The sequence below is a fragment of the Rhizobium sp. BK049 genome, assembly GCF_014193135.1.
Taxonomy (GTDB): Bacteria; Pseudomonadota; Alphaproteobacteria; order Rhizobiales; family Rhizobiaceae; genus Rhizobium.
Genome location: NZ_JACHYV010000038.1, coordinates 22,020 through 41,806 on the forward strand (window position 1 = coordinate 22,020; position 19,787 = coordinate 41,806).

Consider the following 19,787-nt stretch of genomic DNA (forward strand, 5'->3'; position numbering starts at 1 on the left):
TTACCCTTTCAATGCGCCGAACGTGAGGCCGGTCACGATGTGTTTCTGGACGAAGCCGAGCACGATGAGGGCCGGAAGCGTGGTCAGGAACGCCATCGCTGCCATCTCGCCCCAGTTCGTTCCGGTCACCGAGACATATTCAGCAAGCGCTGTCGTCACGGTCCTGGCGTGAGCCGACGACGTTAGGGTCGCTGCGAACAGGTACTCGTTCCAGGCGAAAATCCAGGTCAGGATGAAGGTGACGGCCAACCCCGGCCGCGCCAGCGGCAGGATGACGTTGGACAGCACCTGGCCGGTGGTCGCACCATCGACCCGCGCCGCTTCGTCAAGCTCTAGCGGAATCCCGTCGAGCATGCCCTTCAAGAGCCAGACGGCGAAGGGCAGGTTGAAGACGCAATAGAGCAGGATCAGGCCAATCTTCGTGTCGAACAGCATGAAATCGCCGAACACGAACCACTTGGTGAACAGCAGGAAGAGCGGCAGCAGAAACACGGCTGGCGGCGCCATGCGGTTGGTGATTAGCCAGAAAAACACATTGTCACCGCCGCCGATTTTATAACGCGACAGCCCGAACGCGGCGAGCAGGCCGAGCGCACACACCAGCGCTGCGTTCGATGTCGCCACGATCAGCGAATTCCAGAGATACTGCAGGAAGGTCGAGCTGTTCAGCACCGCCAGGAAATTGTTCCAGTAAAGATCGTCGATGAGGAACGACTTCGAATAAAGCTTCACGCGGGGGCGCATGGAAACGACCAGCATCCACCAGACCGGAAGCAGTGTCAGAATGGTCAGACAGATCCAAAGGACGAAGGACGCTATACCGGAACGTCTCATTGTGCACCTCCCTTGCGGCCGGTCATGGCGACGAACAGCAGCCAGCTCAGAACGATCGTGACGTATAGCGTCAGCAGCGACATGGCCGCACCGTAGCCGTAATCGGTCTTCGGAAAGACGTTGATCCAGATATGAAGGCCGATGAACCGGGTCGCCTCAGCCGGGCCACCCTTGGTCAGCATCCAGATCTCGTCGACCGAGCGCAATGCGTCCATCAGCCGGATGAAGACGGTTGTCAGCAGCACCGGCTTCAACATCGGAACGATCACGTACCAGAAAATCTGCAGCTTGTTGCCGCCGTCGATCTGCGCCTGTTCGAGCGGTTCTTTCGGCAAGGCGGTCAGTCCCGCCATGAGCGACAGCGTAACGAACGGCGTCCAATGCCACAGGTCCATGACAATCGCGGTGACGAAGGCGTGATAGGCATTGGTCGAGATGTTGTAGTCGATGCCGAACCACAGTTTCAGGTAGTAGGGCACGATGCCGAAGCCCGGAACGCATAGCAGCCGCCAGGTAGCGCCGACTGCAATGGGCGCGACAACGATCGGCAGTGTGTGGATCGTGCGAAAGAACTGCCGGCCCCACAGGCGGTCCGCCATCAGCGCGCGGGCCAGGACGTAGCCTAACAACAGTTCGCTCACGACCACGAAGAATGCGAAGACCAGCGTGCGCGCAAGCGAGTTCAGGAATGTCGTGTCAAAAACGAGGCTGCGATAGTTCTGAAGGCCGGCCCAGCGCAGGGTTGGGTCGACTGCGTTGGTGTTCCAGTCGAAGAAGCCGACATAGAGAATGTAGATAAAGGGAACGAACCCGACGACGAACAGTATTAGCGTGGCTGGTGTTAGAAACAGCCATCCGATGTTGGATTGTCTCATCCTGCGCTCCGTCAGATCGTCCTTGAACTAATTCGCCTGACTACCAGCGTCGCGGGCAGGCCCGAAAACCGCAGTCAGGAAAGGGGCGGCCACCTTGCTGAAGGCGGCCGCCAACCGCTTGGGAGGTGCGGTCTTTTACTTGCGGTAGCCGAGCTTCACGAGTTCAGCTTCGGCTGCGGTGGCGGCTTGGTCCAACGCATCGTCCGGCTTGATCTCACCGACGATCGCTTTGTAGATGAACGGCGCGACTACCTGCAGAACTTGCGCGTGGAACGGGAACGGCGGCGCTCCGGCGAACAGCTTTCCATCCTCACGCATCAGCGTGTAGTAGCCGTTCATCTTCTTGTCCTGATCGACGATCTTGGGATCGTCGTAGGTCGAGTTCATGACGATGCGGGAGCCGGCCAACGCCCAGTCGGTCTGCACTGAAGCCTGACCGATATACTGCAGGAATAGCAGCGACGCGTCCTTGTTCTTGGACGAATGGGGGATGCCGAACGCGCCACCATCGTAATAGCCGATATATCCCTTGCCTGATTCGGCTGCCTCCATGACACCCGCCTCGACCGGAGGCAATGCCACTCCCACCTTCCCGACGACGGTCGACTTGTTTTCGTCGGTAGCGATCCAGGCAGCGTTTTCACCGTAGACGAGACCTTGGGCTGCGCGGCCGGCGGCAAATGTCCCGGCAACCTCGTCCCAAGTGGACGACGTCGATTCCGGCGGCGCGTATTTCAGCAGGCCGATCCAGTAGTTGAGCGCCTTTTTCGCGGCGGCGGAGTTCATCTGGCCGCCATTCGCTTCGGTGGCCGCGAAGGTCGTGCCATCGATGCCCCAGTTGTACACGCCAAAGGTCGGCGCGACCGACTCGAAGAATTCGTAGAAGGCGGCGGGGTGGCTCGACGAGGCCTGTACGGTGGTTCCCCAGAGCTCCTTGTCTGCGCCGTATTCGGTGAAGAACTTGGCGATCTGGGTATACTCTTCATGCGTCGTCGCGGGCTTCAGATCCGCACCGGTGGAATCCTTGTAGGCTTTCTGGATCGCCGGATCATCGAAAAGATCCTTGCGGTAGAGATAAGGCTTGATGAATGCTTCCATGGGAACACCCATGACATTGCCCGACTTCGGATCCTTGAAATAGTTCAGGAAAGTGGTGAAATTCTCCGGCTTGAAGTCCGGCGAAGCGATTTTCGCATTATCGGCGAGCGACTTGGTGATATCGACCAGGAAGTTGCGGGCCAGATACGTATATACGATGTCCTGCTCGATATAGACGAAGTCATAGATGCCGGTATTGGCCTCCATGTCCTTGATCGCCTTGTCGTACATCTGGTCCCAGGATGTCGCCTCGAATTCGACCTTGATGCCGGTCTCTTCGGTGAACTTCGGACCGAGCACCTGCTCGACATATTTCGATGCTGGGGTCGATTCCGAGATGCCCCGGATGGTTGCGCCCTGATAGGGCTGGGCGGCAGTCTTCCACCAGGAATCCTGAGCAAGAGCGGTCGAGCTCCAAAGGCCAAGCGAAATGAAGCCGACGCCCACGGCTTTGACGAAACTGTTCATTGTTCTCCTCCATTTGGATCGCAAAGTCGGTCCGGTTGTGCGTCTAAACTCTCCTCCAAGACGCCCAACGGACCACAATAGTTGTAGAAAGAACGGGTGGACACAAGCGCGGCCGTTGCGCAATACTGATACTCTCATGCGCGAAATACCGAATTTATTCATGATTTCTTGTGTGCGTTGCACAATCTAATATTGATTGTCGGCGTATGGGGCATGCTGGGAGGCACGGGAGAATGTGCGCAATGTCAGTTATTTCGCCGACGGTCGCGAGATTTGAATATGTCTTGACCGGCGCGGACGAGTCGTTCCTCTGGCGCCGCGACGACTATCCGTGGGAACGCAACGTCTGGAATTTCCACCCGGAGGTGGAGATCCACTATATTCCCAACGCCAGCGGCGTCCTACTTGCAGGCGATCATGTCGGCGCGTTCACCCCGGGCCATATTTCCGTCATCGGAAGCAACCTGCCGCACGACTGGGTGACGCCGCTCGGGCCGGATGAGCGCATTCCAGGACGTGACATCGTCATCCAGTTTCTGCCGGCCAAGCTGGAGCAGGCTTCGGCCTTCCTGCCGGAACTGGCGGGGCTGCGTGACTTTCTCGCCCGCGCAAAGCGGGGGCTCTCCTTCAAGGGCCGGGCGCGGGATCAGGCGGAGGCGCTGATACTCGACATGGAGTTCCAGTCCGGCTCGGTGCGGCTTTCGACCTTCCTGTCATTGCTCTCGCTGCTGCGGGACACCGACGAGTTCGATACGCTGTCTTCGGAGGCTTACGTGCCGGACCTGAGCTATGGTTCGCTCGAAGCCCTGCAACAGGTCTTCGCATATCTGTTCGCCAACCTGTCGGAGGATATCCGGTTGCCTGATATGGCTCGCATGGTCGGCATGAGCGACAGCGCCTTCTCGCGATTCTTCAAGAAAAACAGCGGCCACAGCTTCACCGACCACGTCAACAAGCTTCGTATCTGGAAGGCGGGCCAGCTATTGACCGATACCTCTCTACCGATAACGGACATCTGCTTCGAGGTGGGCTATCGCAATCTGTCAAATTTCAACCGGGTGTTTCTCCGCCACCACAACCTAACACCGTCAAAATACCGGAAACTGTCCACCAACCGCAGAACCGTTCCGTTACCTCAGGCAGTGACAGATCATATGCCTGTGCAGTGAACCTAGCGATTGGTCGATGAGACCAGCGATGCCGGCATGTCGATGGCGACAGGTGTCACCCGGCACTCCGGGTGACAGATCGTCCGGCCGACGTTGGGTGACGGCCGCGGTCCGGTCGATGTCGTCAAGACCTGATGAACGAGAGCAGGTCGGGGTTGAGGACATCTGCATGTGTGGTCAGCATGCCATGGGGGTAGCCCGGATAGGTCTTCAGCGACCCGTTTTTGAGCAGGTCGACCGCACGCGGCACGGAACTTGCAAAGGGGACGACTTGATCGGCCTCACCATGCATCACCAGCACTGGCACGGTGATCTTCTTGAGGTCTTCGGTATAATCTTCCAGCCAAGAGTCGACGGTCGCGTAGTGAGCCAGGGCACCACCGGCCATGCCCTGGCGCCACCAGTTCGCAATGATCGCCTCCGAAGGCTCGGCCCCGTCGAGATTGTAGCCGTAGAACGGGTTTTCAGGGACGAACCGGAAGAACTGCGACCGGTTGCCCAGCACGACCGCGCGGATCGCTTCGAACCACTCCGACGGCTGACCGGATGGATTGTCCTCGCTCCGGTACATGTTCGGCGTCAGGGAAGCGACCAGTACTGCCTTCGCGACGCGCTCCGGGTGGCGGGCGACATAGCGAGCCACCTCACCGCCACCTGTGGAGTGGCCGATGTGAATCGCGTCCCGCAGGTTGAGGTGCTCGGTCAGGGCCGCGAGGTCGGCAACCCAGTGGTCCATGTCGTTGCCGGTGCCGGGCTGGTCGGACCGGCCGTGGCCGCGCCGATCGTGGGCGATTACCCGGTAGCCGTGGTGAAGGAAGAAGGTCATCTGAGCGTCCCAGTCGTCCGCCGACAGCGGCCAGCCGTGGCTGAAAACGATCGGCTGGCCTGAGCCCCAGTCCTTGTAGAAGATGTTTACGCCATCCGTGGTTGTAATTGTAGGCATCGCGTCGCTCCATCTGCGCGGTTAAACATCAATTTGAAGATCATAATCAATCCATTAGAGCCATTCTTCGACGAGCTACTGCAATAGGCTCTTTCGACATTTAGCGTTTCCTCTCCGATTGGACAGAGTTGGTTGAGAAGTACTTCGGTGAGGCGGGTTCGATTATATCCAGAAATTGCGACGATAGTTAAATTCCCCTTTTATTAAAGACAAATACCTTCTACGTTCGAGCTATGCCTTAAAGGTATAGCGAGGGCCCAATGGAACTCAGGCATTTGCGCTATTTTGTTGCTGTTGCGGAGGAGGGAAGCTTGCTGACCGCAGCAGAGCGGCGGCTTCACACTTCCCAGCCCTCACTCAGCAGGCAAATTCGCGATCTGGAAACCGAAGTCGGTGTAAAATTGTTGGAACGGCAGTCGCGCGGCGTGACGCTCACCGCCGCCGGCAAAGTTTTTCTTGATCACGCGCGGCTGGCGTTATTGCAAGTCGAGGCGGCTGCGGAAGGGGCCCGGCGGGCAGAACGGCCGGAAAAGCAGTCGTTCGTTATCGGTTTTCTCGCAGGGCAAGAGGTCGTGTGGCTACCCCATGCATTGCGCATTATTCGTGAGGAAGCGCCGGAGGTTGAAATCATATTGTCCAGTCAGTCTTCCCCGGACCTTGCTCTGGCACTGATGCGAGGCAAGCTGGACGTCGCTTTCCTTCGCCCCGAGACGCAGAGTGTTGGTGTGTCCTTCAAGTTTTTAGCAAAGGAGCCACTGATCGCCGTGCTGCCGGCGGACCATCGCTTGACGTCGCGCAAAAAGATCCGGCCGCAGGACCTTGCCCGCGAAACTTACGTCAGTTCGGCTAGAATTTCTCCCGTATTGCAATCCGTGATCCAAGATTACGCGTCGAACGTTGGGATCACACTCAAGGCAGAGTACGAAGGCGAAGGCCTACCATCAGCAATGTCGCTCGTCGTGTCTACAGGTGGAATAACGCTTATTCCGCTTTATGCGCAAAATATGCTGACGCCAAATGTCGTTGCTAGAGCACTTGAGGGTGTGCCTCCGACAATTGATCTCGCCTTAGGATACAACGATTCAAATTCCTCGCCTTTGCTCCGCCGATTTTTGTCTCGTTCTGATGAACTAGTCGCCAACGTCCAAAATCAGAGCATCATCCGCTATGCTGAGGTTCCATAGCAGAGATCAAGCTCATCCGATTTCTGCTTGTTGGGGTGCTTCCGAATTTTGTTCCGCATTCTCGACTTTTCCGATCAAGGAGCGGCCCCAAAGGAGTCATTGGTCGTTCCGGGAAAGTTATCGCTTCCTCTCGTGGTCGTCCCAGCCGGGAGGGGGAAACGCTCCCTATGAAAACCGCGTAATCACGCTGATCCCTGTCGCCTCCGCTTTGTCGAGAGCCATCAGCGCCGGCACGGCCTCCTCGAGGCTGACGCGGCGTCCGATCAGTTTCTGCGGGGCGATCTTGCCGGCCGAAAGCATGGACAGCATCGCGTCATAGCGCCAGGCCTGCATGCCGTGGCTGCCGTAGATTTCCAGTTCGTGGCCGATCACCTGCGCCATCGGAATCTGCGGGGTGGCGTATTCTCCGAGCATCAGCCCTACCTGCACATGCCGGCCGCGCCGGCGCAGATTCTTGATCGAGTTGAAGCAGGTGGCGGGGTGGCCGAGCGCGTCGATCGAGACATGCGCGCCGCCCTTGGTGATCTCGCGCACCGCCTCGGCCACGTCGGCGACATCAGACGCATTGACCGTCGCCACTGCCCCGCATTCGCGCGCGAAGGCGAGTTTCTCTTCCGATATGTCGATGCCGATCGCATTGGCGCCGAGTGCGGTGGCGATCATGATCGCCGACAGGCCGACGCCGCCGCAGCCATGCACGGCGATCCATTCGCCGGGCCCGGTGCGCGCCTGGTCGGCGACGGCGCGGAACGAGGTGGCGAAGCGGCAGCCGAGGCTTGCCGCGGTCGCATCCTCGATCGCATCGGGCAAATGCACCAGATTGGTGTCGGCATAATCGATCGCCACATAGTCGGCGAAGGAGCCCCAATGGGTGAAGCCCGGCTGGAACTGGTTCGGGCAGACCTGCTGGTTGCCGGAATGGCATTCCGAGCAATGGCCGCAGCCGGAAACGAAGGGCACGGTCACCCGGTCGCCTACCTTGAAGCGCATGACGCCACGGCCGGTGGCGACGACACGCCCGGCAAGCTCGTGTCCCGGCACATGCGGCAGGCGGATATCGGGATCGTGGCCCATCCAGCCGTGCCAGTCGCTGCGGCAGAGACCGCTCGCGCCGACCGCGATGACGACGCCGTCCTCGGAAGGCGTGGGATCGGGCAGGGTGCGGATTTCGGGCGCCTGTTCGAAGGCTTCGTAGAACATGGCTTTCATCGGCGTCTTCCTTGCAGCTATCCGCGGTTCATCATCATCGCACGCGGCAGCTGGCCGATCCAACATTCATTCCATCATTTTTGCTGATGCACCCATCGCCGAAGCTGGCGTCGCCACGCACGAATATTGCTGCCCGGCGGCGTCCTCCGGCATTTTCTTGCTTCCGCATTTCCCGCCCGGATTTGCCCTTGACCGGGCTTGCCGCTGCGGCTTTTGCTTTCCCGACTTGATAGGGGAGGGCAGCATGGCCGTCGATACATCACCGCGTTCAACCACCTGGACTCATGTCGACGGGGAGTGGCTCTCCGGTAATCCGCCGCTGATCGGGCCGACCTCGCACGCCATGTGGCTCGGCTCCTCGGTCTTCGACGGCGCCCGCTGGTTCGACGGCATCGCGCCGGATCTCGACCTGCATTGCCAGCGCGTCAACCGTTCCGCCCTCGCCATGGGCCTGAAGCCGGTGAAATCGGCCGAGGAAATCGCCGCACTCGCCTGGGAGGGTATTGCCAAATTCGATGGCGCCACGGCGATCTACATCAAGCCGATGTATTGGGGTGAACATGGTTCGCCCGGCAGCGTCGTCTCCGTCGATGCCGAATCGACCCGCTTCGCGCTCTGCCTGTTCGAGGCGCCGATGGGCGGCCATGGCGGCACCAGCCTCACCGTTTCGCCCTATCGCCGTCCCTCGCCGGAAACGGCGATGACCGAGGCGAAGACCGGTTCGCTCTATCCGAACAGCGGCCGCATGATCGCCGAGGCCCGCAGCCGCGGCTTCGACAATGCGCTGGTGCGCGACCTCAACGGCAACGTCGTCGAAACCGCCTCCTCCAACGTCTTCCTGGTGCGCGACGGCGTGGTAATGACGCCGGCCGCCAACCGCACCTTCCTCGCCGGCATCACCCGCGCCCGCGTCATCGGCCTCTTGCGCAAGGCCGGCTTCGACGTTGTGGAAGCCACGCTCTCGGTCGAAGATTTCCTCGCAGCCGACGAGATCTTCACGACAGGCAATTATTCCAAAGTCGTCGGCGTCACTCGCCTCGACGACCGCAATTTCCAGGAAGGCCCGGTCACCCGCAAGGCGCTGGAACTCTACATGAACTGGGCCCATGGAAGGAGTGAGAGCGAGGAGTGAGCAGTGGTTCGGCGCAGCCGAAGCAATCGATCCGGTGAATCGATTGCAACTGCGAACGCCCGGAGCGCAAGCGCAGGGCCGGAGAGGTCCGGCGAAGCGGGAGCAATCGATCCAGTGAATTGATTGCAGCCGCGAACGCCCCAAGCGCAAGCGTAGGGCATGGGAGGTCCGAGCTGGTAAGTTTCAAGTCTGCGCCTCATCCGCCTGCCAATACCTTGGCGTGGGTCGAGCCACGGGTCTCAACCCGTTGGACCGCGTTTCGCAGGTCGCGACCGTCGATCCATTGAAAATAGTATCTCAGGCCAGATCGTCGGCAGCAATGTGCTGGACTTCGATAATACGCTGCAAAGGAATTTGCGCGATCTGGTTTGCTTCCTCGACATGCTCGGCAGAAGGCGCATCGAATAGGCAGAAAGATTTCTCTTCCGATGGCACGAAGGTCGAGCGCAGATACCTGACCGGCTTGCCTTGTGCGGTCATTTCAGCAGTGACGACCTTTGCGCGTGCCGCGGCGGCTGAAAGCTGCTGCGGAGTGATGCCGGGCAAGTGTCTTTCGACCATATACTGTGGCATGATGGGTTTCCTTCTGTGTACTGGATGAAGTTCAACCTCGATGCGCTCACTTTGTAAGATGATAGCGCCGATCGGCGGTAAACGAAATGAGTATCTACTTCGCCGTTATCTTCACCGATCTCGTCCGCCACTCCGCGGTCTGGAACAATGTCTCACGGGATGCGGCAGCGGAAATCGTCACGGAATATCGCTACCTGTCGCAGTCCCTGGCCAGCCAGTACGGCAGGCGGCATGAAAACTTCACGGGGGATGGTCACCTTTTTCTTTTCGAATCCGCGGACGTCGCGGTTCACTTCTCGCTGAAGCTTATCGCGTATTGGAAGCAACGCCGCCGTTCTCTGGCCGCATCTCAGTACGGGCATGATCTTCCGATCCGCGTGGGCTGCCACTTCGGCGAATGCTACCGGATTTCAGACGACGACGCGTGGATCGGCCGGGCTATCAATATCGCGAAGCGTGTGGAAGCGAGCGCCGACCCGGACTCGTTGTTTATCTCACAGACTATTCTCGAGCTTATCGACCTTCCCGTTTATAATTTCCAGGATGCTGGAAGTTTCGAGCTCAAAGGCGACTTTCTGGCCTGTCGCCAGCTCTACAGGATGGTGTCCGTCGACCAGGCCGCACTTGCCGCAAGGCCCGAGGACAAAATGACCGCGGAGGACTGGTTCCTGAGAGGGGTCGGGTTCGGATCGCGAAGTGATGGTGCGGTGGAGGACGAACTGCTTTGCTATCGCAGGGCACTGGAACTCCGCGCCACATACCCGGAGGCTCACAACAATCTCGGAATTCTTCTGAAAAGGCTGGGTGACGCCGTCGAAGCCGCCGAGCATTACCAGGAGGCGCTCCGCCTTTGGCCGAATTATCCCGAAGGCCATTATAATTATGCGATCCTGCTGCAGGAAATGGGAGATATCGGCTGCGCGGAAATGCATTATCGTGACGCCATTCGCCTTCGTCCCGACTTTGTGGATGCTCGTCTGCGATATGCGGGCCTTCTCGAGGCGAATGACGATCCGGTTCAGACCGACTGCCAATACCGGGAAGTCCTTCGTCTCCGACCCGCCTTCGCCGAGGCCAATAACAACTACGGCGTCTTCTTGGAGCGGATGGGAGATACGGCAGGTGCAGAAGCCCATTATGTGAGAGCGTTGGAGCATCAGCCCGATTACGCAGAGGCGCATTACAATTATGCCATGCTGCTCGAACCGGGTGATCAGCGTAGGGCGGAGGAAGAGTACCGCGCCGCCATTCGTGCGAGGCCGAACTATGTGGAGGCCCATAATAATCTCGCCGTCCTGCTTCACGAGATCGGGGACTTGCCCGCGGCAGAGCGCCACTACCTCGCCGCTCTCCAGTTGAAACCGGACGACCCGGGAACGAACTACAATCTGGCTCTGCTCGCTCAGGCAAAAGGCGACGCGGAAGCGGCCAATCGTCATTTCCGCCTTGCGGAAGCGTTGCGGGCCGGTGAATGCAGATCGCCCGCAAATGTGCAGCGCCCGCAATCGAACCATTCGCCGAGATGATAGGGGATATTCCGCGACCGTTCCGTTCCCCGCCCGCCTCTCGCTTGGCACATCCGCTCTCCCGCGAGCGGGGAGACGGTTAGGGTGAGGGGCAATTTTCTTGCTGTGAGGGCAGCCATAGCCCCGATGACTGCCCCTCAGGTCATCTACTTCCGATTCTCCGCAAATCTCTCCGCCAGCAGATCGATGAACAGTCGTACTTTCGTCGCCAGATGGCTGCGGTTGGGATAGACGGCGTTGATGCTGAATTCGACCGGCCGGTAGTCGTCCTGCGGCGCCGCTCTCGCCTCGGCCAGCGCCATTCTCGATGAGATCGACCGTTCCAATATGAAGGCATCGGCGTGGAGGCCGGCATCGCCTTGCAATACGGCGAGGTCAGCTACGGCAATATCGGCTCCGGCAACCGTCTCGACTTCACCCTGATCAGCGCGACGTCAATCTGCTCAGCCGCATCCAGACCGGCTGCAGTGAGTTGGGAGAGGCCATGCTGATGTCGGCGCCGTTCCGCACAGAGGCGGGGCAGTGGACGCCGTCTCCGTCGGAGCCCATCGGCTGAAGGGATTTGTTGAGCCGGTGGAGCTGTTTACGATCGCAAGGTAGGCGCGTCCGCCCGTCATCCGCCTGCCGGCACCTTCTGCAAGCGGGGCGAAGGGGACCATGCCGCAATCTCGCCATCCCCACCAACCTCTCGCAGGGCACGTCCCTTCTCCCCATTTACGGGGAAAGGGTTAGAGGGGCAGTCGGCAGCTGCGAAGGAGGCCTCTTACTTACCCTTCCCACATCTTTCCGCCATAGTGCCCGCGAACTCCATAACACCGAGGAAACGACCCATGACCGTGCTGTCCGACGAACAAGGCGAGATCATCCGTGTGCTTGGCGTTGCCGCCGAGATCGATCCCGCGCACGAGATCGAGCGGCGAACCGAATTTCTCAAGGATTATCTCGTCGCTTCCGGCATGCGCGGCTATGTGCTCGGCATCAGCGGCGGCGTCGATTCGCTGACGGCGGCGCTCATCGCTCAGAAGGCCGTGCGGGAGCTGCGCGACAGCGGCCACTCTGCAGAATTCATTGCCGTGCGCCTTCCCTATGGCGTCCAGGCGGACGAGGCCGATGCGGAGCGGGCGCTTGCCACGATCGGCGCCGACCGATCAATGGTGGTCAACATCAAGGCGGCGGCGGATGCGATGCTGGCCGCCGCTCAAAACGGCGGCCTCGCTTTCGCCGATGCCGGCCGACAGGATTTCATCCTAGGCAATATCAAGGCGCGCCAGCGGATGATCGCCCAGTTCGCTCTGGCCGGCGCGCTCGGCGGTCTCGTCATCGGCACGGATCACGCGGCCGAGGCTGTCATGGGCTTCTTCACGAAGTTCGGCGACGGCGCCGCCGATATCCTGCCGCTTGCCGGGCTCAACAAACGCCGCGTCCGACTGCTGGCCAAGCGGCTCGGCGCGCCGGACGATCTGGTGTTCAAGGTGCCCACAGCCGATCTCGAGGATCAGCGGCCGCTGCGTCCCGACGAGGAGGCCTATGGCGTCACCTATGACGAGATCGACGATTTTCTTGAAGGCAAGCCGGTCGGCGAGATTGCTCGCCGCCGGATCCTTGCCGCCTATCGGGCGACGGCGCATAAGCGCGCCCTGCCGGTCGCCGTCAACGCACTCTGATAGCGGCCGGCGCTACGGCCGTACCGGCTCGCCCACCCGTCCGGCCGAGGCAAGATAGGCTTGCGGGGCGAAGTAGACGCCGTCGGCATCGAAGGCCTGAAGGTCTTCCGCCTGCAGCGCCTCGCGCACCTTGGGACGCGCCGCGACACGAGCCATGAAGCCGTGCAGATCAGGCCATTGTTTCAGATCGATGTCGATCCAGGGCGACCAGTTGAGGCAGACGAAGAGATAGGCGTCGGCCACGGTGAAGGCATCGCCGGTAAGGTAGGGTGCACTGAAACGATCGTTCAGCCAGGCAAGCCGTTTCGAGATCAGCGCGCGGATCTCCTCATGCACGCTGGCATAAATCGGATTGAACAGCAGCACCATCGGCTTGTGCAGTTCGGCCGTGATGAAATTGAGATAGGATTGAACCTCGTTGCGCCTGATGTCGCCGACTTCCGGCAGCAGGGCCGAGCCTTCCGCCAGAAACTGCACGATCGCCGGTCCCTCGGTCAGCACCTTGCCGTCGTCGAGCATCAGCGCCGGCACATAGCCGTTGCCGTTGATGGCGAAATAATCTTCGCCGTCGCTCGTCCTGTGCGTTTTCCGGTCGACCTGGACGAGCTCGATGTCGAGTCCCAGCTCCCGGCAGATGATGTGCGGCGAAAGCGAGCAGGCCGCGGCGTGCATATAGAGTTTCATCGTCGGTTCCCTTTCTCCGAAGGTGGCGAAATGCCGCCGCCGGTTGATATTTGAGCATTTGTACATTTGTACTGTTTCGCATAAAATAACCTTCGTCAAGAATTTAATGCGAAGCGGTACAAAATATGAAGGACGAGAAGAAGCGCGGCCGCCCACGGGCCTTCGACGCCAAGGCAGCGCTCGGCAAGGCGCGGGATGTCTTTTGGGACAAGGGCTTTGCCGCCGCCTCGCTGGACAATCTCAGTGCCGCGACCAACCTCAACCGCCCAAGCCTTTACGGCGCCTTTGGCGATAAGGAGGCCCTCTATCTCGATGCGCTGGAGGCCTATCGGCAGGATGGCATGGACGTCCTGAAGCAGGCGCTCGATCCGTCGCTGCCGCTGCGCGACAATCTCGCGCGCGTCTATGCCGGTGCTTTGGCGATCTATCTGCATGGCGAAACCGCCGCCCGCGGCTGTCTGCTGATCGGCACCGCTTCGGTCGAGGCTGTCGAACATGAGCGTGTTCGCGAGGTGCTCGGCCGCAGCCTGAACGATTTCGACGGTGAGATCGAAAAGCGCATGCGCATTGCCGTTGAAAGGGGCGAGCTTCCCGAAAGCGCCGACCCGCTGGCGCTGGCAAGGCTCGCTTCCGCCGTCATGCATTCGCTTGCCGTGCGCGCCCGCGCCGGCGACAGCCGCGAAACGCTGGAGGCGATCGCCCGCTCAGGCGTCGAGCTGATCTGCGGAAGCGCGCATGTTTGATGTCTTAACCTCCCGCGGCCGCACCGCCCAGGCATAGGCCGCGCCTGCGACAAGCAGCAGCGAGGTGCCGAGGAAAACAGCCCGCATGCCGATATGCCCGCCGACGAAACCGCCGAGGACAGGGCCGGCCACCTGGCCGACATATTGCGAGGAGACGGAAAGCCCGAGAATGCTGCCGGCGGCGCTGTCGGGCACGCTATGGCGGATGACGGCGGTGATGCAGGGCAGAAGCCCGCCAAGGGCTGCCCCCATCAGGAAACGCAGCAGGATTAGCTGCCAGGAACTGGTGACGAAGGCCTGCGGGATCAGTAGCAGGCCCGCGACGGCGAGCGCGCCTGCTATGACCGGCCAGTGGCCGATCCTGTCGGCGAGCCTGCCGAGCCAGGAGGCTGAAAGAATGCTGCCGAGGGCGGCAGCCGACATGACGAGACCGGATATCATCGTCACTTGCGCTTCGACGGGGACGATCTCAGCGACATAGACGGTGATGATCGGTTCGATCGACATATTGGCGAGCATCAGCAGCATGCCGGTCGCCAGCATGGCGATAACAGGCCGCCTGTCGGCGATGGACTTCCAGCCGCCGCTCGCCTTGGCCGCCCGGCTGCGGGCTGGCGACTTCTCCTCCTTGATCAGCAAGGTGGTGGCGAGAAAGGCGAAAAAGATCATGCCGCCGGCGGCGAGAAACGTGCCGCGGATGCCGATGATCGGCGGCAGAGCTCCGCCGATCAGCGGCCCGACGAGATTGCCGGCCATGATGCCGGAGGAGAGCACGCCGAGCGCCCAGGCGGAGCGGTCCTTCGGCGTCTGCGTCGCCACCAGCACCATCGAGCCGGAGGAGTAGCCGCCGGCAAGCCCGACGAACAGGCGTAGCGCCACTAGTTGCCAGACATTGCCGGCCATGCCCATCAGCGAAATCGCCAGCGTCATGCCGAGGCTGGCGCGCACCAGCATCAGCTTGCGGCCGTAGATGTCGCCGAGCCGCCCCCAGAGCGGCGCAACGAGGGCCGCGGCAAGAAAGGTGGCGCCATAGGCGATGCCCGACCATTGCACGATCGCCGCATGGTCGGTCACGCCGAGTTCCTCGACATAGAGCGGCAGGAAGGGAAGCAGCAGCGTCATCGCCACGATCGTGGTGAAGGAGCCGATCAGCGAGACGGCAAGGTTGCGCTTCCAGTAGATCGAGCCAAGCTTAACCCCGGCGCCCCATTGTGTGTCTGTCATTCCTTGCATCGATCCTGTAGCGCAATCGCGCCGCAATCTGGATCATTTCTCGGAAAAGTGCTAGGACATATCCGATTGCGTAATGCAATCAGTCAATCGGAGGACATGCCATGAACGCCATGATCCCGACACGGGAGCAGACCGTCCGTGATCTCTACGCCGCCTATCTCGCTGACCGCAAGGATATTGCCGGCGCGATGCTGACGGAGGATTTCACCTTTTCCAGCCCGCGCGACGATCATATCGATCGAGCCGCCTATTTCGAGCGCTGCTGGCCAAAGGAGCCGCTCTTCCGCGCGATCCACATCGAGTTCCTGGCGATAAACGGCGATGAGGCTGCTGTCCGCTACTGCGCTGAAAAACTGGACGGCGGAAGCTTCGCCAACATGGAAAGCCTTCGTTTCCGCGGCGACAGGATCGCCGCCGTAGAGGTCTATTTCGGCCGCAATCTCTGACCCGCCGAAACGGCATTAGAAGATCCGCAACGCCGACGTCGTGATGATGACCATCGAGACCGCCACCATCAGCGCCCGCACCGGCAGGCGCTTGACGAGGATGGCGCCGAAAGGGGCGGCGATGACGCCGCCGATGATGAGGCCGATTGCCGAATTGAGCTCAGACCAGCCGAGCGTCACGACGAAGGTGATCGAAATCGTCAGCGTCACCGCGAATTCGGTGAAATTCGTCGAGCCAATCACCCGTTTCAGATCATGGCCGCGCCCGATCAGCGTGCTGGTGACGACAGGACCCCACCCGCCGCCGCCGATCGCATCGAGCAGGCCGCCGCAAAAGCCGACGGGCGGCACGGCCCAGTCGCGCACCTCGCGCCTGATCTGCGGTCGGAAGGCCTTGTAGAGGATCAGGAGGCCGATCGCGATCAGATAGGCCGACACGAAGGGCTCGATTACCTTGCCGTCGATATTGGCAAGCAGAGTGGCGCCGATCGCGCCGCCGATCATGCCGGCCGGGGCGAGACGCGCCACCAGCCGCCAGTCGACATTGCGATGATAGGCATGCGACAGGCCTGATGCCGCCGTCGTGAACATTTCCGTCACATGCGTCATGGCGCTGGCATTGGCCGCCGGCACCCCAAAAGCCAGCAGGCTCGTCGTCGACAGCACGCCGAAGGCCATGCCGAGCGCGCCGTCGACGATCTGCGCGCAGAAGCCGACAGCGATGAAGAAGAAGATATCCGATGTCATGCAGTCCCCTCAGGCGAACGGTAGCATCAGGATCGGCGATGCGGAAAAAAACTTTTGGTATCAGGAGGAAAAGCCGCGCTGCTTCAGGCGGACGATCTTGAAAAAGCCGTTCGGAAAAACCGGCAGAATATCGGTTGTTGAAAAATCGCCGCGGCGCTCGGCCCAGGCGACGATGCGGTGGATTCGGAAGGCGGACGACCAGCCGATGTGGCGCACCAGCGGCGCCACCGCCGCCTCGATCACGCCTTGCAGACCCGCGCCGTCGCCGAGCTTGCTTGCCAGGATGATCTCGCCGCCCGGCCGTAGCACCCGGGCACATTCGTCCAGCGCCCGCTCGGGCTCGGGAATGAGGGTGATGACGAAGGGCAGGCAGACCACGTCGAAGGAATTCTCGGCAAAGCGCAGCGCATGCGCATCCATCACCTCGAGCGCCTGCACATGCTGAAGGTTTTCGCGCCGCACCTTTTCGCGCGCCCGCGCGATCATATGTTCGGAAATGTCGATGCCTGTCACCCGGCATCGGTTGGGATAGTGGGCGAGCGTCAGGCCGGTGCCGACGCCGATTTCAAGAATATCGGTGCCGGCCGCGGCGGCAAATGCGGCCAGCTTGCGGTGGCCGTCGCGCAGGATGCCGCGATAGACGCGGTCGTAGACCGGTGCCCAGCGCTGATAGATTTTCTGCTGATCTTCCGCCCTGTTGCGACGCTCCGACATGTCTAGACCTCCCTGCGCGTGACCTTCGAGAATCGGAAAGGATTTTCGAAAGGGATCATGCATTTATCGCAAACATAGAGCGCCTTGACGCCTCTCACAGAGGCGCGGCGCTCTAAAAACCGAGACCTTCAACTCCTGAGGGTGGGGCCGGGTTCCGCTCGGGAATGTGACTGAAGTCACAATCGCTGCGGGGGCGGCTATTTCGCTGGCGTCAACCCAAGCTCTTTGGCATCCATCTCGCTGCCGATCTCGACCGACTTCTCCTGCTTGTCATAGACGCAGATCTGAACGACGAATCCCTTGGCCCCCTTCGGCTTTCCCGTCACCAGGGCCAGCCCGTAACGCGAGCTGCCAAAGGGATCAACGACGGCATTGGGTTTTTCGATCGCAACCGCAGCCTTCCTGCACTTGGCTTCCACCTCGGCGGCGAGCTGTTTCCAGGCCTCGTCCGAAGAGGCATGCGCCGCAGTGACAAGAAACGGAAGCGCGGCAATGGCGAGGTGCGGGATTATATTCCTGTTCATATCGGATCTCCATTGGTAGCGGTCGCCGACGAGGCGGTTTTCGGCGGTGTGGCGGCCGATTTGCACGCTCGAATACCGCCCTGAAACTGAGGCAAATTTTCCTCCGTCCGATCGTTTTTTGATATTTCGCCGGTTGCCTCTCCTCCTTTCCCCTCCTATGTTCCGCCTCACCTGCCGAGGACGCAATCTATTGCCAAGAGGAGATCTGACATGGCTTTCGAATTGCCTGAACTTCCCTATGATTACGAAGCGCTTGCCCCCTTCATGTCGAAGGAAACGCTGGAGTTTCACCACGACAAGCACCACAAGGCCTATGTCGACAACGGCAACAAGCTCGCCGCCGAAGCCGGCCTTTCGGATCTCTCGCTCGAAGAGGTCGTGAAGAAGTCTTTCGGCACGAATGCCGGGCTCTTCAACAACGCTGCCCAGCACTACAACCACATCCATTTCTGGAAGTGGATGAAGAAGGGCGGCGGCGGCAACAAGCTGCCGGGCAAGCTCGAAGCGGCCTTCGCCTCCGATCTCGGCGGCTATGACAAGTTCAAGGCCGATTTCGCCAATGCCGGCGCCACCCAGTTCGGCTCCGGCTGGGCCTGGGTTTCCGTCAAGAACGGCAAGCTCGAAATCTCCAAGACCCCGAACGGCGAAAACCCGCTCGTTCACGGCGCCACCCCGATCCTCGGCGTCGACGTCTGGGAACACTCCTATTACATCGACTATCGCAACGCGCGTCCGAAGTATCTCGAAGCCTTCATCGATAGCCTGATCAACTGGGACTACGTCCTGGAGCGCTATGAAGCAGCCACGAAGTAAGCGACTTCGCCCAATTCGACACCCGGCGTCGCAAACGCCGGGTGTTTTCTTTTTGCATAAAGCCGTCACAGCCCTGTCATCGGCCGCTCTTAAGCACGCCCCATGTCGTCCTCTGCTGTTCCCCTGTTCCGCTTCGGCATCATCGCCGACCCGCAATATGCGGCGGTCGCCCCACACGCGGCCATGGAGCGCTATTACGCCAACAGCCTGACCAAAGTCGCCGAGGCGATCGAGATCTTCAACGGCGAGGAGTTGAGCTTCGTCATGACGCTCGGCGACGTCATCGACCGCAGCTTCGCCAGCTTCGACGACATCCTGCCGGTCTACGGCAAGCTGAGGCACGAGGCGCTCTTCCTGCTCGGCAATCACGATTTCTCCGTCTCCGCGGGGCATCTGTCCGCAATAGCCGCTCGTCTCGGCATGCCGTCTCCCTATTACAGCTTCTCCCGTCACGGGTGGCGCTTCATCGTCCTCGACGGCAACGAGGTCAGCACCTTCGCGCCGCCGGAAAACCATCCTCATCGCGCTCTTGCCGCACGGATGCTGGCGGAGCTGCAGGCCAAAGAGGCGGCGAACGCCCATCACTGGAACGGTGCGTTGAGCGACGAGCAATTCGCCTGGCTCGGTGATGAGATCGCCAACGCGGCTGCCGCCGGCGAGAAGGTCATCATGATGAACCACTATCCGGTGTATCCGCCGGGTGAGCACGGCATGTGGGACAGCGAGCGCGTCGTCGCGCTGCTCGCCTCGCAGCCCCATGTCGTCGCCTATCTCAACGGCCATGACCATGTCGGCAATTACGGCAAGGCCGGCGCCTGCCACTTCGTCAACTTCAAGGGCGTGGTCGACTCCGAGAACCAGAACGCCTTCGCCATCGTCGAGCTGCACCCCAACCGCATCGAGATCCGCGGTTTCGGCCGAGAGGAAAGCCGCACGCTGGTTTATTAGGCTGCGACCGGGGCCGGCACGTCTTTTCATCCTGCTCAGGCTTGTGCCACTCTGCCGTCAGATCAGTGCAATAGCTGCCCCTCACCCTAACCCTCTCCCCGTAAACGGGGCGAGGGGACGTGCCATACCAGAGGTTGATGAGGAACGGAGGGGCCGCGGCATATCCCCTTCGCCCCGTTTACGGGGAGCAACCATGTTTAATTCTTGCGGTGTTGTGGCGTCCATTCGGTCTTGCGAAAGAGGATTGTGTTGGCGAGAAC

The 19,787-nt window shown here is 60.6% G+C and carries 20 protein-coding genes and 2 pseudogenes; 10 read left to right on the top strand and 12 right to left on the bottom strand.

The features are described 5' to 3' along the window. From FHT70_RS27830 to FHT70_RS27840, 3 genes are all read right to left on the bottom strand, one after another. The gene (locus FHT70_RS27830) at positions 1 to 834 is read right to left on the bottom strand and encodes a carbohydrate ABC transporter permease (RefSeq protein WP_085777431.1); all 834 of its coding nucleotides are present in this window, start codon (positions 832 to 834) and stop codon (positions 1 to 3) included. Beyond that, the gene (locus tag FHT70_RS27835) at positions 831 to 1,709 is read right to left on the bottom strand and encodes a sugar ABC transporter permease (RefSeq protein ID WP_183706323.1); all 879 of its coding nucleotides are present in this window, start codon (positions 1,707 to 1,709) and stop codon (positions 831 to 833) included. The genes FHT70_RS27830 and FHT70_RS27835 overlap by 4 nt, the downstream gene beginning before the upstream one ends. A 135-nt stretch (positions 1,710 to 1,844) precedes the next feature. Continuing rightward, positions 1,845 to 3,275, bottom strand: coding sequence for an extracellular solute-binding protein (locus tag FHT70_RS27840; RefSeq protein WP_183706325.1), 1,431 nt, complete (start codon positions 3,273 to 3,275; stop codon positions 1,845 to 1,847). A 242-nt stretch (positions 3,276 to 3,517) separates the two neighbouring features. Between FHT70_RS27840 and FHT70_RS27845 the strand changes: the two genes are divergently transcribed. Further along, positions 3,518 to 4,444: an AraC family transcriptional regulator gene (locus FHT70_RS27845; protein WP_097599881.1), complete on the top strand. Its 927-nt coding sequence runs from the start codon at positions 3,518 to 3,520 to the stop codon at positions 4,442 to 4,444. A gap of 124 nt (positions 4,445 to 4,568) precedes the next feature. Here the strand turns inward: FHT70_RS27845 and FHT70_RS27850 are convergent, their stop codons facing one another. Then, positions 4,569 to 5,387 (bottom strand): alpha/beta hydrolase, encoded by an 819-nt coding sequence (locus tag FHT70_RS27850; protein ID WP_183706327.1) that lies wholly within the window; start codon positions 5,385 to 5,387, stop codon positions 4,569 to 4,571. 260 nt (positions 5,388 to 5,647) lie between these two features. On the opposite strand from FHT70_RS27850, the gene FHT70_RS27855 reads away from it, so the two are divergent. Then, on the top strand, positions 5,648 to 6,571 hold the full coding sequence (locus tag FHT70_RS27855) for a LysR family transcriptional regulator (protein ID WP_183706328.1): 924 nt from the start codon (positions 5,648 to 5,650) through the stop codon (positions 6,569 to 6,571). Positions 6,572 to 6,736: 165 nt separating this feature from the next. Here the strand turns inward: FHT70_RS27855 and FHT70_RS27860 are convergent, their stop codons facing one another. After that, positions 6,737 to 7,780: a zinc-dependent alcohol dehydrogenase family protein gene (locus FHT70_RS27860; protein WP_183706330.1), complete on the bottom strand. Its 1,044-nt coding sequence runs from the start codon at positions 7,778 to 7,780 to the stop codon at positions 6,737 to 6,739. 244 nt (positions 7,781 to 8,024) lie between these two features. Here FHT70_RS27860 and FHT70_RS27865 point away from each other — a divergent pair, with 244 nt between their 5' ends. Next, the gene (locus FHT70_RS27865; protein ID WP_183706332.1) at positions 8,025 to 8,912 is read left to right on the top strand and encodes a branched-chain amino acid aminotransferase; all 888 of its coding nucleotides are present in this window, start codon (positions 8,025 to 8,027) and stop codon (positions 8,910 to 8,912) included. 297 nt (positions 8,913 to 9,209) lie between these two features. Here FHT70_RS27865 and FHT70_RS27870 read toward each other — a convergent pair whose 3' ends face one another. Next, the gene (locus FHT70_RS27870) at positions 9,210 to 9,485 is read right to left on the bottom strand and encodes a DUF4242 domain-containing protein (RefSeq protein WP_183706334.1); all 276 of its coding nucleotides are present in this window, start codon (positions 9,483 to 9,485) and stop codon (positions 9,210 to 9,212) included. An 86-nt stretch (positions 9,486 to 9,571) separates the two neighbouring features. Between FHT70_RS27870 and FHT70_RS27875 the strand changes: the two genes are divergently transcribed. Continuing rightward, on the top strand, positions 9,572 to 11,011 hold the full coding sequence (locus FHT70_RS27875; RefSeq protein ID WP_183706336.1) for a tetratricopeptide repeat protein: 1,440 nt from the start codon (positions 9,572 to 9,574) through the stop codon (positions 11,009 to 11,011). Positions 11,012 to 11,157: 146 nt separating this feature from the next. On the opposite strand, the pseudogene FHT70_RS27880 reads toward FHT70_RS27875, so the two are convergent. Beyond that, positions 11,158 to 11,277 (bottom strand): annotated as a pseudogene (locus tag FHT70_RS27880) (LysR family transcriptional regulator); the annotation flags it as partial. Between the two features lies 1 nt (position 11,278). Between FHT70_RS27880 and FHT70_RS27885 the strand changes: the two are divergent. Further along, positions 11,279 to 11,611: pseudogene (locus FHT70_RS27885) on the top strand (adenylate/guanylate cyclase domain-containing protein); the annotation flags it as partial. A 230-nt stretch (positions 11,612 to 11,841) separates the two neighbouring features. Continuing rightward, positions 11,842 to 12,675 (top strand): ammonia-dependent NAD(+) synthetase, encoded by an 834-nt coding sequence (gene nadE, locus FHT70_RS27890; protein WP_183706338.1) that lies wholly within the window; start codon positions 11,842 to 11,844, stop codon positions 12,673 to 12,675. A 12-nt stretch (positions 12,676 to 12,687) separates the two neighbouring features. Here nadE and FHT70_RS27895 read toward each other — a convergent pair whose 3' ends face one another. Further along, on the bottom strand, positions 12,688 to 13,359 hold the full coding sequence (locus tag FHT70_RS27895) for a glutathione binding-like protein (protein WP_183706340.1): 672 nt from the start codon (positions 13,357 to 13,359) through the stop codon (positions 12,688 to 12,690). A gap of 125 nt (positions 13,360 to 13,484) precedes the next feature. On the opposite strand from FHT70_RS27895, the gene FHT70_RS27900 reads away from it, so the two are divergent. Next, a complete protein-coding gene (locus tag FHT70_RS27900) occupies positions 13,485 to 14,102 on the top strand; it encodes a TetR/AcrR family transcriptional regulator (protein WP_183706341.1) in 618 nt (205 codons plus the stop codon). Here the strand turns inward: FHT70_RS27900 and FHT70_RS27905 are convergent. Further along, entirely contained in the window at positions 14,064 to 15,326 is a 1,263-nt protein-coding gene (locus FHT70_RS27905; RefSeq protein ID WP_183706343.1) for a multidrug efflux MFS transporter, read from the bottom strand. The two genes, FHT70_RS27900 and FHT70_RS27905, sit on opposite strands and share 39 nt — an antisense overlap. Before the next feature lie 110 nt (positions 15,327 to 15,436). Between FHT70_RS27905 and FHT70_RS27910 the strand changes: the two genes are divergently transcribed. Further along, positions 15,437 to 15,781, top strand: coding sequence for a nuclear transport factor 2 family protein (locus FHT70_RS27910; protein ID WP_183706345.1), 345 nt, complete (start codon positions 15,437 to 15,439; stop codon positions 15,779 to 15,781). A 15-nt stretch (positions 15,782 to 15,796) separates the two neighbouring features. Here FHT70_RS27910 and FHT70_RS27915 read toward each other — a convergent pair whose 3' ends face one another. The 3 genes from FHT70_RS27915 to FHT70_RS27925 form a co-directional block, all read right to left on the bottom strand. Beyond that, the gene (locus FHT70_RS27915) at positions 15,797 to 16,528 is read right to left on the bottom strand and encodes a sulfite exporter TauE/SafE family protein (RefSeq protein WP_183706347.1); all 732 of its coding nucleotides are present in this window, start codon (positions 16,526 to 16,528) and stop codon (positions 15,797 to 15,799) included. Between the two features lie 60 nt (positions 16,529 to 16,588). Beyond that, positions 16,589 to 17,242, bottom strand: coding sequence for a class I SAM-dependent methyltransferase (locus tag FHT70_RS27920; RefSeq protein ID WP_183706349.1), 654 nt, complete (start codon positions 17,240 to 17,242; stop codon positions 16,589 to 16,591). A 197-nt stretch (positions 17,243 to 17,439) separates the two neighbouring features. Then, entirely contained in the window at positions 17,440 to 17,766 is a 327-nt protein-coding gene (locus FHT70_RS27925; RefSeq protein ID WP_085780008.1) for a hypothetical protein, read from the bottom strand. Positions 17,767 to 17,976: 210 nt separating this feature from the next. On the opposite strand from FHT70_RS27925, the gene FHT70_RS27930 reads away from it, so the two are divergent. Beyond that, the gene (locus FHT70_RS27930; protein ID WP_085777444.1) at positions 17,977 to 18,579 is read left to right on the top strand and encodes a superoxide dismutase; all 603 of its coding nucleotides are present in this window, start codon (positions 17,977 to 17,979) and stop codon (positions 18,577 to 18,579) included. Between the two features lie 102 nt (positions 18,580 to 18,681). Next, complete coding sequence (locus tag FHT70_RS27935; protein ID WP_183706350.1) at positions 18,682 to 19,527, top strand: metallophosphoesterase; 846 nt, start codon at positions 18,682 to 18,684, stop codon at positions 19,525 to 19,527. The last annotated feature ends 260 nt before the right edge of the window (positions 19,528 to 19,787 follow it).